Raw genomic sequence first — 13,092 nt, 5'->3', positions numbered from 1 at the left:
TCCACCCCCGAAACAAAAGACTACGGCCGAGACTTCGGTCGCACCCCATGGCCTCCGGCCACTGCTCGGACGAGGCTGAGATACATACCCACCGCAGACCGACTCGCGATACTTCGCCGTCACTCGGCGACCCGAGGAGAAACAGATCCATGACAGAAGACAGCTGAATGAGGCGGAAGCTCTACTCGCGCATCCTCGGTGGGACGAAGCGTCCTCGTGGAGGAGTACCTCATGAACAACGACAGGCACGTCGACAACGACAAGCACTTCCAGAACGACAAGCACCTCAAACATCTCGGCGAGCTGGCTGTGGCACTGGGCATCGGGCTTGCGGTCGCGCCGGCCGGCATGGCGGTGGCAGCACCGTCCGTCGACGACTCGTCTGCGTCGTCGAGTTCCGATTCCGCCGACCGGACATCGTCCGACGGGAGATCCACGGACCGATCGACTGACAGAACTTCGTCGGACCGGTCGTCATCCGGCGCATCGGATACCGACTCGGACTCGTCGACCGGCAGATCCGGATCGTCGACGACCGGCGACTCGAACACGGATTCGCAATCCACGTCCGGCACGGATTTGCAATCCACGTCCGGCACGGATTCGCAATCCACGTCCGGCACGGATTCGCAATCCACTACGGGTACCGAATCCACGTCCTCGGACAACGACGCGAACGGGTCCGACGTGACGACTCCCGACACCTCCACGGCACCCGACCCCACGACACCCGATCCGGGCACGACAGCAGACGAGTCCGGGCAGGTCGGATCGAGTTCTGCCGCCACGGCACCGGATACGATCGACGAGTCCGGTGCCGCGATCGCGCGGGCCGACCGGTCTCCGGAACGAGCAGTCACCGAGCGATCGGATTCGCCGGCGTCCTCGACATCCCCGCAGGGTGACGACCGCGCACCTGTAGGCGACGTCGGTGTGCCGAACCTGTCGCCGACACCGGTGACGGACGGATCCGGCGCGGCCCTCGACCCGGCCGCCGCGGCCAAGACCGCGGCAGTGCGCGAACTCGTCCCGGACGCGCCGGCAGCGATTCCGGAAGCAGTACCGGCGACGGCTCCCGCGATCACCACGATCGACGGGACGGCAGCCCTGACGCGCTCGGTGCCCGTCACCCGTGCCGATGCGCCGCAGGTCGGGATGCAGGCGTCGGCCCCGTCTCTCCCCACCCCGGCGGTAGAAGTCGCATCCAGCGTCGTGTCGAAGGTGCTCGGCGCCCTCGGGCTACGCCCGTTCCTGTCGAATGACCCACAGGTGCCGATCGAGTCGCCGACGTTCTGGGCGCTGGCCGCGGCATGGTGCCGTCGACAGGAGAAGGCAGTCATCACCGACGCGAGCCGAGCGCTGGCTGCCGCCCCCGTCACGACCAGCGAGCCGATCGAATCGTTCGCCGCCGCGAGCACCACATCCATCGCCGCGCTCTCTGCATCCACTGCCGGGCCGATCGTCGGTGTGCCCGACCGCAGCACCGGTTCGGTGCTCGTCTCGATCACTGCGTCCGATTACACGGTCACCGGACCGCCGAGCCGCGGCACGGTCACCGTCGACGACGCGACCGGCGGCTTCAAGTACACCCCAACCCAGGTAGCGCGCCAGGTTGCCGCGCTGGACCCGAGCGCCGATTACAACTCGTTCGACTCGTTCACCGTCACCCCGACCTCCGGGCAGTCCAGCACCCCGGTGACCGTGCAGGTGCCGGTGTCGGCGGCACGGATGCAGGTCGCGCAGTCCACCACTGTCGGATCCAACCCGTCCGGTGCGGTCTTCGCCGGCACCAGAACCTATGTGGCAAACCAGGGTTCGAAGAGCGTATCCGTGCTCGACGCAAACAACGCCGTCGTCGGTTCGGTGACCGTCGGCACGTCGCCGACCGGTGTCGCGGCCAACCCGACCGGGACCCGGGTCTATGTCACCAACAGCGGCAGCGGCACCGTGTCGGTCATCAACACCGCCACCAACACGGTCGTCGCCACCGTCAAGACCGGCACCACACCCAGCGCCGTCGCCGTCAACCCGGCCGGCACCCGCGCGTACGTCACCAACAGCGGCAGCGGCACCGTCTCGGTGATCAACACGGCCACCAACACCGTCGTCGCCACCGTCAAGACCGGCATCACGCCCAACGCCGTCGCCGTCGCCGACACCCCCGCCGGCACCCGCGCGTACGTCACCAACCGCAGCAGCAACACCGTCTCGGTCATCGACACCGCCACCAACACGGTCGTCGCCACCGTCAGAACCGGCACCACACCCACCGCCGTCGCCGTCAACCCGGCCGGCACCCGCGCGTACGTCACCAACCGCGCCAACAACACCGTCTCGGTGATCGACACCGCCACCAACACCGTCGTCGCCACCGTCGCCGTCGGTTCCCAGCCGACCGCCGTGCGCGTCACCCCCGACGGAAGCGCAGCCTATGTCGTCTCCAATCCGGACACACTGACCGTCGTCGACACGCGCACCAACACCGTCGTGTCCACCCTCTCCCTCGACTCGCCCGCCGAGTCCGGCGACCACTCCATCGCGCTCAGTGCCGACGGTTCCCGGATGCTTGTCACCGATGCGGCCGACGGGCGGGTCCGGGCCCTGACGCTCACCTACGTGAACTCCGCGCCCACAGCGACCTGGACGGCCGGCGCACCTCGGGCGTCCGACGGCGCGGTCGTCGTCACCCTCGTCGACCCCAGAGACCCGGACGGCGACCCGGTGACCTTCACGAACACCGCGCCCGGGTCCGGATCGGTCCTCTCCGACGGCGTGACCTTCACCTACACCCCGACCGCCGCCGCCCGCGACCTCGCCCTGCACACACCGGGAGAGGACGCCGACCAGTTCACCATCACCCTCACAGACAGCGGCCAGGCAAGAACGAACATCGTTGTCACCGTTTCCGTTTCGCCGACCCCTCCCCAGGTCGTCTTCGACGTCGAGTCGACGGAGATCACGGTGGGGTCCCCGACAGGCGCGGCCGTGGTCGACGATCGGCTGTACGTCGTCAGCGAGGACGGCTACGTGCAGGTCATCGACGCAGATGGGACCGTCGGGACGCCGATCGCGGTCGACTGGGCGTCGTCGAACATCGCGGCCGCCCCGGACGTGGACCGGGTGTACGTCGACAGCCCATGGGCCGGGACCATCTCGGTGATCGACACGACCACCGGCACCGTCATCGACACGATCGGGCTGCCCATCTCGCCCGACTTTCAGGGCTATTCCCTGGCGCAGGAGTTGGCCGTCAGCCCCGACGGGACGCGCCTCTACGCCAGCGGTGAGGACGGCACGGTGTCGGCGGTCGATACCGCCACGAACACCGTCGTGGCTTCGCAACCGCTCGGCTCCTACGGCAGCCTGGAAGTCAGTGCGGACGGCCGCTACCTGTACGGCGCGAACGGGTCGACCGTCAGCGTCATCGACACCGAGTCCCTGACCACAGTCGGCACCATCACGGTCGGGCCCACGTGGGACCACACCAGGACGAGCAGCGAATTCACCGACGTTTCGCACAGCCTCACCGTCGTGAACGGAAACCGGCTGTACGTCACCCAGCACGTCAGCACCGTGGAACTCGCCTCCGGCGGCTTCTCCAACGGACAGTTCATCGTCGACAACACCGGACGGCTGTGGCGCGTGACGGGCGGATACGGACTCGTCTCCGTGATCGACATCGATCCGGCCAGTGCCACGTACGGCACCACGCTCGAGAACGTGCGACTGACCGGCGACGCGCAGGACCTGGCGCTGAGCCCCGACGGCAGCCGGGCATTCGTCACCGTCGGGGATGGACGAACCGTCGCGGTGATCGACACCGCTACCAACACCGTCGTCGGAACCTTCGTCACCGACGAAGACGGCGCGGTCAGCGGGCCGTACGGTCCGCTCCGGAACGTGCTGCTCGCAGGCGACACGCTGTACGTCACCGATTACCAGGATGGCGCGGTGTACGCGGTCTCCGGCCTCACGACCGGCGCACCCGCCGCTGTGCTCACGTGACCGAACCGACCCGGTACTCGCCATGACGTCGGATGTTCATGCGACGCACCGATCATCGGGACGCGGTCAGCGGGACCATTGCGTCCGCCGCCCCAGGGCGGGGACGGCGATGCCGAAGAGGAACGCGATGGCGACGCCGAGCACGGTTTCGGAAAGCCGTTCGGTGAAGCGGTATTCGGCCTGTTCGGGATCGGAATACAGCAGCAGGACGAACACGAGGAACGTGGTGAACGTGGAGGTCACGTACCAGCGACTGCGGTGGGTTGCCGCGGCGGTCGCGACGACCGCGACGACCGCAGCGCTGTAGACCCAGTCGGCGGGAGTCGCACCGACGACGAGCACGGCCGCCGTTCCCCCGATGAGCATCGACGCGATCCGTCCCGCCATGCGGGTCATCTGTTCGTCGGTGTCGGGACGCATCACGAGAAGTGCTGCTGCGCAGGCCCAGCCGACGTGGTCGAGGTCGAGGGCGAACCCGATCGCGGCGGCGGTCGCGCCTGCGGCGCCGAGTCGGACGCCGTACCCGAGGGTGATCGCGGTCTCGGGCCGGGCGGGCACGTCGGCGGCATGTTCGGGGAGCAACAGCGAAACGAGGTACGCGAACACCGAACCGCCGATCATGAGCACAGCGAGCCCGACTGCTGTCGCCGGGTCGTCGTAGCTGAGCCCGACTCCGACCAGCGGCACCGACAGCGTCGACAAGACCTTGCTGAGGTTTCGCCGTTTCGCGACGGTGGTCCGTGCGAGCGCCGCCGCACCGACTGCGAGGGCGAACACGACAACGATCGCCAGCAGGGGTGTGCGGGCGACGAGTGAGCCCAGCACCATCGGCAGCCCGGTCAGGATCCCGATGAGAATCAGTGCAGCCCGCGCCCGTCGGGTCGGCGGCAGTCCGATGATTGCCGCGGGCAGCACCCCCACCGCCAGCGCGACACCCGAAGGGACTGCGACGGCGGTGACCGCGGCGGCCGGCGCGGCGTCGACGGCGCCGAGCGCCGCGGCTCGCCATTGCCAGTCGATACGCCGGGTGCCGGTCTCGCCCGGTTCCGGCTGCTCGTGGGCGCCGGGCACGGGCTACGGGCCTGCCGGCTCGATCGACCATGGGGAGCTCATCGAATCCTCCTTCGTGCGATTCGGCGATCGCGATCTCAGATTCCTCCTACCTGTGCGGATGCGGATCACTCCTCGGGGATGAGATCGCGAAGCGGCCGATCGGTGCTGACATACTCAGCACTTTGTTCTCAGAAAAACCAAAGTACGTATTGATAACGAGCCAAAGGTCCTCTAGTGTCAGCGTGACACCGCTCACTCGTAGATTTGAAGAGGACACGAGACATGGCTCTGACAATTGGCATCGACGTGGGTGGCACGAAGATCGCTGCCGGCGTGGTCGACACCGACGGAGTCATCCACCGGATGGTGCGTCGTGACACCCCGTCCCACGATGCGCGCGGTGTCGAGAACGTCATCGCCGAACTCGTCCGGGATCTGGCCGATACCCACCCGGTCCAGGCCGTCGGCATCGGCGCGGCAGGTTTCGTCGCCGCCGACCTCAGCACCGTGCTGTTCGCGCCGAACCTCGCCTGGCGCAACGAACCGCTCGGTGCGGTGGTCGAGGCGGCGTGCGGATTGCCGACGGTGGTGGAGAACGACGCCAACGCCGCGGCCTGGGGCGAAGCGCGCTTCGGGGCCGGGCGGACGGGACAGACCGTCGTCGTGCTCACCGTGGGAACCGGGATCGGCGGCGGCATCGTCGTCGACGGCGTCCTCCACCGCGGCAAGTTCGGGGTGGCCGCGGAGTTCGGGCACCTCAACGTCGAACCGCACGGCCGCCGGTGCGGCTGCGGCAACCACGGCTGCTGGGAGCGTTACGCCAGCGGGCGGGCACTCGTCCGGGAAGCGCAGGACCTCGCGAACGTGTCGCCGGGTTTCGCCGCCGACCTCCTCGCCCGTGCAGGCGGCAGGGCGGACGCCATCACCGGCCTCCACGTCACCGCCGCCGCGCAGGACGGCGACCCCGCCGCGCTCGAATGTTTCCGGGTGATCGGTTCCTGGCTGGGACACGGCATGGCGGACATCGCCGCGTTCTTCGACCCCGACCTGTTCATCATCGGCGGGGGAGTCTGCGAGGCCGGTGAACTGCTGCGCGGTCCCGCCGCCGCCGCTTTCGAGAACCGTCTCACGGGACGCGCACATCGACCGGTCGCCGAGGTGCGACTGGCGGAACTCGGCGCGAACGTCGGCATCGTCGGCGCCGCCGATCTGGCCCGGGAACGAGTTCTCGGGCTCGCACACAACGGCTCACGAGTATCTGGAGGAGTGCAATGTCCAATCGGTTGAGTCTTCCCATTCCGGTCGCCGAGGTGTGGGACTGGCAGAGGGACGCCGCGTGCCGCGGCTACGAGTCGTCCACCTTCTTCCACCCCGACCGCGAACGTGGCCGGGCACGCGAGATGCGGGACTTCCGCGCCAAGATGATCTGCCGCGGCTGCCCCGTGCTGGTGCAGTGCCGAGAGCACGCGCTCAGTGTCGGTGAGCCGTACGGCATCTGGGGCGGTCTCTCCGCGAACGAACGCGAAGAACTGCTCGCCAATCACCACGGCCGGGTGGACGAGGCCGTCGCCGAATCGTTCGGGTTCGACCTGGCACGCCAGGCCTGAGCGGTCAGCTGCCCGCGGGCAGCATGACCACCCGGCTGTTGTCGGTGTCCGCGACGTACACGTCGCCCCGGCTCGACACGGCGATCCCCTCCGGCTGGTCCAGTCCCGTGAACGGGAGGACCTCCTGCTCGTCCGAACCGGCGGGCAGCCGCAGAATCCGGTTGTGGTTCTGGTCGATCGCGTACACGGTTCCCTCGTCGTCGACCGCGACACCACCGACGCTCTGGAGGTCGGTGAACGGCAGGAAGCTCTGGGCGCGGGTGGCGGCGTTCCACGCGAGCACCTTGTTGGGCGTGCCGACGTACAGATCGCCCTGCTCACCGACGGCGACGGCGAACGGCCCGATCACCGTCAGCGGCACCGCGACGGGATCGGCGGTGACGTCGCGCAGGGCCATCACCCGGTTGTTCAGCGTGTCCGCGACGTACAGCGTTCCATCCGGTCCGAGCGCGATTCCGAACGGCTGGTTCAGCCCGCCGATCGGCATCGGTACCTGGGTGCTGCCGCGCAGCATCGTCACGGTGTTGGTCACGAGATCGGAGACGTACACGTCGCCGGACGTGCCGACCGCAACTCCCTGCGGAACCTCGAGTCCGGTGAAGGGGAGAACCGTCTGCTCGTAGGACCCGGCCCGCACCTCCAGAACCTGTTTGGCCGCGCTGTCCGCGATGTACAGGTTCCCGCTGCCCGAGACCGCGAGCCCGGCCGGGCTCTGCAAGCCGGTCAGCGGGAGCACCACCTGCCCGTCGGCCGACTCCTCGCCCGGCCAGACGACATAGGCGACAGCGGCGGCGACGAGGACAACCGCCAGAAGGGCGGCGAGCAGCCAGCGCGTGCGCCGCCACCGGCCCGCGACCGTCGTCGGTGTCGTCGGCTCCGCACCCGGCTCGGCGTCGGGCCGGGTCACGGCGGGACGGCCCGTCCGGGTGGTCGCGGCGGAGTCGGCGAGGGCAGCAGGACGGGTGACGCTGCCGGGCGCGTCCCACTCGATCGCGTGGACGGCGTCGCTGAACTCACGACACGTCGAGTAGCGCTCCTCGCGGTCCTTGGCCATGGCGCGCGCGACGACGGCGTCGACGCCGGCGGGCAGCCCGGGGCGTACCACGCTCGGCTTGGGAATCGGCCCGTTCAGATGACCGTGCATCACCGAGGACGCGGTGGTCCCGGGATACGGCGGTTCGTTGGTGAGCAGATGGAAGAAGGTGCAGCCCAACGCGTAGATGTCGACGCGGTGGTCGAGTTTCCGGCCCTCGATCTGCTCGGGCGCCGCGTAGTGCAGCGTCGCCACCAGCATCCCGGTGCGGGTCAGCTGGTGCGTCTCGTCCAGGGCCTTGGCGGTGCCGAAATCGGTGAGCAGCACACGTTCGGGGTCGCCCGGCGCGAGCAGGATGTTCGCCGGCTTCACGTCGCGATGCAGGATCCCCGCCTCGTGCGCGTGATCGAGCGCCTTCCCGGTCTCGCTGACGATGTGCACGGCGCGCTCGACGTCCAGTGCCCCGGAATTGAGTGCTCTCCGGGCGTCGACGCCGGGAACGTACTGCATCGCGATCCACAACCTGCCGCCCTCGCGGCCGCGGTCGTGGACGGTGACGATGTTGGGGTGGTCGAGATGGGCGGCGTGGTCCGCTTCCGACTCGAAACGCGACCGGACGTAGTCGTCGCTCGTCCACGACGTGTCGAGCAGTTTGAGAGCGACCTTGCGCGGCAGGTTGGGATGCTGGGCGAGGTAGACAGTGCCCATCCCGCCTCGTCCCAGAACCCGTTCGATCACGTAGCCGGCAAACACCGTGCCCGGTTCGAACTCGCCGCTCACTCGGCTTCACCGCCTCCCGGGACCCTTCACCATTGAACTCCGACGCCCGGTCAGTCCGGTAGCCTGCGCATCTCGATGACAGTCAGTCCCAGAGCGTCGAAGCGGGCCAGCATGCCGCGGAGATCCGTCGGGCCGTCGACCGGACCGTAGAGCGTCGTGTCACCGGTCGTGACGTCCGAGACGTCCAACTCGGGGAAGGCCGCCAGCACCCGATCGGACAGGGCGCCGCTGATCAGGAAGGCGTACCTGACCTTGCCGGGCCAGTTCGATTCAGGACGCACCACGGCGGGCTCCTTCATTCGCATCGTCGTTCCAGAACTCGGTCAGCCGTAGATTTCAGGGTGACCGACGGAACGGTGACGCGCCTCACCCGCAAGTGGTGAACCGTCTCAGAGCAAACCGTTGTGTTGCGCGGCGGCGATCGCGTCGCGGCGGGACGTGACGCCGAGTTTGCGGTAGATCCCGCGCAGATGCGTCTTCACCGTGTTCACCGACACGCACAGGTCGGCCGCGATCTGCTCGGCGGTGCGCCAGGACGGAAGCTCCACGAGGAGTTCCAGTTCACGGGGAGTGAGCATGTCGGATGCCGTGCTCTCCGACCGCGGGAACGACGCGCGGAGCCTCTCCGCGAACGGTTCGAGCACCCCGAACCGGCCGGTGCTCCGCACGAGAAGATCCCGGATCTGTGGTCCGCAGTCGTGGAACGGACGCAGCACCGACTGCGGCTCCGCGAGACGCAACGCCTCGGTGAGTGCGCTGTGGGCGCGCGAATCATGTTTGCGGGCAAGCGCGATCGACGCGTCCACGAGCCACGCCGCGATCAGGTTGGTGCCCGCCGCGCATTCCAGTTCACCGTCCAGGACCGGCTGGATCGTCCGGCGGGCCAGGTCGAGGCGGTGCAGATGCAGGTGGATGATCGCCTCGACGAGGGGGGTGTCGCCCGTGGGCCCGAGGAAGGACTGCGCCTCGGTGGCCAACTCGTGCGCCCACCCGATCTCACCGGCGGACAGATACGCGTACTGGATGGCGGGCAGCAGCACCGCCCGGATTCCCGGCGGCATCGGCAGCGCGGACGACACGGGGCTGTCCGCATGCACCATCGTCACCGAACCGTGCCGGTGTTCGGACTCGTCGAGACCGAACAGGGCCGCGGCGCCGTCGGCGAGACCCGCGGTTCCGGTGCTCGCGCGACGCAACGCCTCGGCGGATTCGGCGGCGACGCGGGCGGCGTCGGGGTCCATCCGCATGTAGCGGCACCAGGAGTCGATCAGCTTCGTCAACTGGAACGTCGGATCGCTCGTCGCCGACTGCGTCCGGCCGATCGTCAGGGCCTCGTCCACCAGTTCGGACGCCACCATCACGTCCCCCCGCGACATCGCGACGGCGGCGAGAGTCCCCAGGCAGTACATGACGCTCAACGGTGCGTCGCCGAGCCTCGCGTGCGCGAGCGACCTCCCGAGCACGGCCTCCGCGTCGTCGTCCCGTCCGAGGAAGAGCAGCGCACGCCCTTCCTGGAGCAGGACGAACGCGTCGAGATCGGGGTCGCCGCTCGATCCGCCGCCCACGCTCTGCAGCCGCTTCAGCGCGGTCTCGATGTCGCCGGTGCCGATCGCGGTCTGCACCCGCAGCGATTCGCGGAGCAGCAGGTGCACCCGGGATTCGGTGGCGCCGTCCACCAGCAGACCCGACTTCCTGCGGTCGAGGAGTTCGAGGGTCGACGTGGCCACCGGGATGTTTCCCGAGGCGAGCGCGGCGGCGGCGCGGAGCAGCCGCGCCGACGGATGGTCCTGCGACGCCCGGGGCGCCCGGGTGAGAATCCGGTCGACGGCCTCGCCGTGGCCCCCGATGATCAGGGGCAGCGACGTCCGGGCCAGCAGAGCCACGATCTCGTCGTGATCACCGGAGTTCACCGCGTGTTCGAGTGCGAGCAGCGCATCCCCGAATTCGTCGTGCCAGTGGGCCGCCGTCAATTCGAGATGCTCGACTTCGACGTGGCCGATCCGGCTGATCTCCGCGCGCAGATAACTGCGCAGCAGCGGGTGGTAGCGGTAGTGCGTGGGGTTCTCGGTGATCCGGCTGATCAGGAAATTGTGGTGCTCGAGCCAATCGATGTTGCCGTGCGCATCGGTGCAGCCCGTGAGTTTCTCGGCGAGTTCGACCGTGAACGAGACGGGGACGGACGTGCGCAGGAGGAACTCGCGCATCTCGTCGGTCTGGCCGGCGAGGACCTCCTCGATGAGATAGTCGGCGACGGCCCGGCGGTCGCCCGAGAACTCGGTGATCAATCGGCTCGGATCCGGATGTCCTTCCAAAGACATTCCCGCCAGCCGGATTCCGGCAGCCCAGCCCTCCGTGCGCACCATGAGGGCGTCGAGATCGTCCGGGGACAGCACCACGCCGTGCTCGTCGAGCATTTCGGCGGACTCGTCGGACGTGAAGGCGAGATCCGTTGCCGTGAGCGTGAACAGCCTGCCGTCCAGGCGAAGCCGCTGCAGCGCGAGCGGCGGCTCGAACCGTCCGACGATGACCGTCCGCAGCATCGGTGGTTGCCAGCGCATGAACGACTCGAGGTCGGTGAGCACGTCGGTGTCGCGCAGGAGATGGGCGTCGTCGATGATCATCCAGATGTTCTCGCCGAGTTCGTGCAGCGCGGCCGACAACGTGGCACCGAGGTCCGGTGACTCGGAAACGAGCCCGGCGCACGCCTTCTGCAGGCGAGGATTTCCGGAGTCGGTGAGCGCGCGGAGGATCGCCCGGTGGACGACGTCGAGGTCGTTGTGCCGCTCCTCGATCGTGAGCCAGGCAATGGTCGGGGCGTCGTCGGCGGCCAGCAACTCCCGCGCCCAGTCGGCCACCGCCCGTGTCTTTCCCGACCCGGCCGGCGCGCAGACCAGCGCGACCGGATAGGGGTGGGTCTCGTCGGTGAGTGCGTCGGTGAGCATGGTGTGCAGGCGGGTCCGGGTGACCGTTCGACCCCCTGCACTCGACGGTATTCGAGTACTCAGATGAAATTCCCCGAGCGGTGCTGCCGTCACGCCGACCCCCAATTCTCGCTGCACCGAGAAACGATCTTCGACAAACGTCAATCTCCGACGCAGTAAGCCGGTGCGATGATTTTAGCGAGAACCACGGGTTCTGTGTGGATGAACGTGGTTTCCGCAAACCGGCAGCAATCCGAAGTTCACACGAGACGGGTGAATCCGTAGCCGGCGGATCGGCGGACGATGACCACAGGCGGCTACGCCACCCGTGCGCCTTTGTGGTAGGGCGGGAACAACCAGAAAGGCGCACGGGCGCGAAGCGCCTGAATGGAGTGACCATGAAGTTGGCAGTTGCCGGGCTGATGATGTCGATCGCACTCGTCGCGGCGGGGTGCTCGACCAGCGACGATGCGCCGGAGACGAGCACGTCGCCGACCACGGCAGGCGGGACCGGCGCGGTCACCGTGCCCGACGCCTACACGGGACTGATCCTCACCCCGATCGGTGATCCGACCTTCCCGTTCCCGGGCACCGACGGGAAGTACCAGGTCGCCTACGACCTCCAGTTGACGAACGCGACACCCGTCCCGGCGATCCTCGACAAACTGGACGTCGTCGACGGGACCGACCCGTCGAAGGTGATCGCGTCGTTCTCCGGTGCGGCGCTCGTCGAGCCGAATTGTCCGTACGGCGACTGCAACCGGCTGCGGATGCTCACCGCCCCGGCCGCCACCTCCACGGCGATTCCGCCGCAGGAAAGTCGCATCGTGTTCGTCGACTACACGTTCGACTCGCTCGATCAGGCCCCGAAGGCGGTGCTCCACCACCTCTACGGCAGCGCCGCCGCGGCCCCGTCGTCGCGGGAACCGGCCCCCGTCGACTATCTGACCACCGCCCTCGACATCGATGCCGGGACCCCACGCGTCATCTCGCCACCGCTGAAGGGCGACAACTGGATTGCCCTCAACGGCTGCTGCCTGCCGGGCTTCCCGCACCGCACGTCGCCACTCCCGGTCGACGGCAGGATCAACAACAGTCAGCGGTTCGCGATCGACTGGAAACGCACGAACGACCAGGGCGAGTTCTACACCGGCGACCGGACGAAGAACGAAAGCTACGTCGACTACGGGTCCGACGTGTACGCCGTCGCCGACGGAACGGTCGTGGCCACGCTCGACAACGTGCCCGCCAACGCCCCGGGCACACTGCCCGCCGAGGTGCCGGAACTCGCCGCGAAACTCACCGTCGAAAACGTCGACGGCAACCACGTCGTCCTCGACCTCGGGGGCGGCGTCTACGCGATGTACGCGCACTTCATCGAGGGTTCGCTGCTCGTCAAGCCCGGGGACAAGGTCTCGAAGGGCGACACCCTCGCGAAACTCGGGAACACCGGCAACGCCAACGCGTCGCACCTGCACTTCCAGCTCATGAACGGCCCGAGCCTGCTCTACGCCGACTCCCTGCCGTACGTCTTCGACAGCTTCGAATACGAGGGGCAGGTGGCGCCGCAGCAGATCCTCGACGCGGACGACTACCTGTCGGGGCAGTTCCTGCAGGGAAAACTGCCCAACGGTGAGCCGCGGACGGATCAGCTTCCGAGCAACCTCGCGATCGTCGACTTCGGTTAGGCGGC

At 68.2% G+C, this 13,092-nt stretch carries 8 protein-coding genes; 4 read left to right on the top strand and 4 right to left on the bottom strand.

Going from position 1 to position 13,092, the window contains the following annotated elements; all coding sequences use genetic code 11:
• The first annotated feature begins 231 nt into the window (after positions 1-231).
• Positions 232-4,005: a hypothetical protein gene (locus tag P3H15_RS11665; RefSeq protein WP_276137370.1), complete on the top strand. Its 3,774-nt coding sequence runs from the start codon at positions 232-234 to the stop codon at positions 4,003-4,005.
• A 66-nt stretch (positions 4,006-4,071) separates the two neighbouring features.
• Here P3H15_RS11665 and P3H15_RS11660 read toward each other — a convergent pair whose 3' ends face one another.
• On the bottom strand, positions 4,072-5,076 hold the full coding sequence (locus tag P3H15_RS11660; protein WP_276137369.1) for an FUSC family protein: 1,005 nt from the start codon (positions 5,074-5,076) through the stop codon (positions 4,072-4,074).
• Positions 5,077-5,340: 264 nt separating this feature from the next.
• Between P3H15_RS11660 and P3H15_RS11655 the strand changes: the two genes are divergently transcribed.
• The gene (locus P3H15_RS11655; RefSeq protein ID WP_072938118.1) at positions 5,341-6,345 is read left to right on the top strand and encodes an ROK family glucokinase; all 1,005 of its coding nucleotides are present in this window, start codon (positions 5,341-5,343) and stop codon (positions 6,343-6,345) included.
• Positions 6,330-6,665 (top strand): WhiB family transcriptional regulator, encoded by a 336-nt coding sequence (locus P3H15_RS11650; protein ID WP_005253437.1) that lies wholly within the window; start codon positions 6,330-6,332, stop codon positions 6,663-6,665. The genes P3H15_RS11655 and P3H15_RS11650 overlap by 16 nt, the downstream gene beginning before the upstream one ends.
• Before the next feature lie 4 nt (positions 6,666-6,669).
• Here the strand turns inward: P3H15_RS11650 and P3H15_RS11645 are convergent, their stop codons facing one another.
• The 3 genes from P3H15_RS11645 to P3H15_RS11635 form a co-directional block, all read right to left on the bottom strand.
• Positions 6,670-8,478 carry a serine/threonine-protein kinase PknD gene (locus P3H15_RS11645; RefSeq protein WP_276137368.1) on the bottom strand — a complete coding sequence of 603 codons (1,809 nt, stop codon included), beginning with the start codon at positions 8,476-8,478 and terminating at the stop codon, positions 6,670-6,672.
• A 50-nt stretch (positions 8,479-8,528) separates the two neighbouring features.
• Positions 8,529-8,777, bottom strand: a complete 249-nt coding sequence (locus P3H15_RS11640) for a hypothetical protein (RefSeq protein ID WP_072938116.1) — start codon at positions 8,775-8,777, stop codon at positions 8,529-8,531.
• Positions 8,778-8,867: 90 nt separating this feature from the next.
• Entirely contained in the window at positions 8,868-11,420 is a 2,553-nt protein-coding gene (locus tag P3H15_RS11635; protein WP_276137367.1) for a LuxR C-terminal-related transcriptional regulator, read from the bottom strand.
• Positions 11,421-11,797: 377 nt separating this feature from the next.
• On the opposite strand from P3H15_RS11635, the gene P3H15_RS11630 reads away from it, so the two are divergent.
• Complete coding sequence (locus P3H15_RS11630; protein ID WP_276137366.1) at positions 11,798-13,087, top strand: M23 family metallopeptidase; 1,290 nt, start codon at positions 11,798-11,800, stop codon at positions 13,085-13,087.
• Positions 13,088-13,092: the final 5 nt, after the last annotated feature.

Source organism: Rhodococcus sp. T2V, assembly GCF_029269925.1.
Taxonomy (GTDB): domain Bacteria; phylum Actinomycetota; class Actinomycetes; order Mycobacteriales; family Mycobacteriaceae; genus Rhodococcus_F; species Rhodococcus_F koreensis.
The sequence above is the reverse complement of the archived record's forward strand: the minus strand, read 5'-3'. Positions and strand labels throughout refer to the sequence as shown.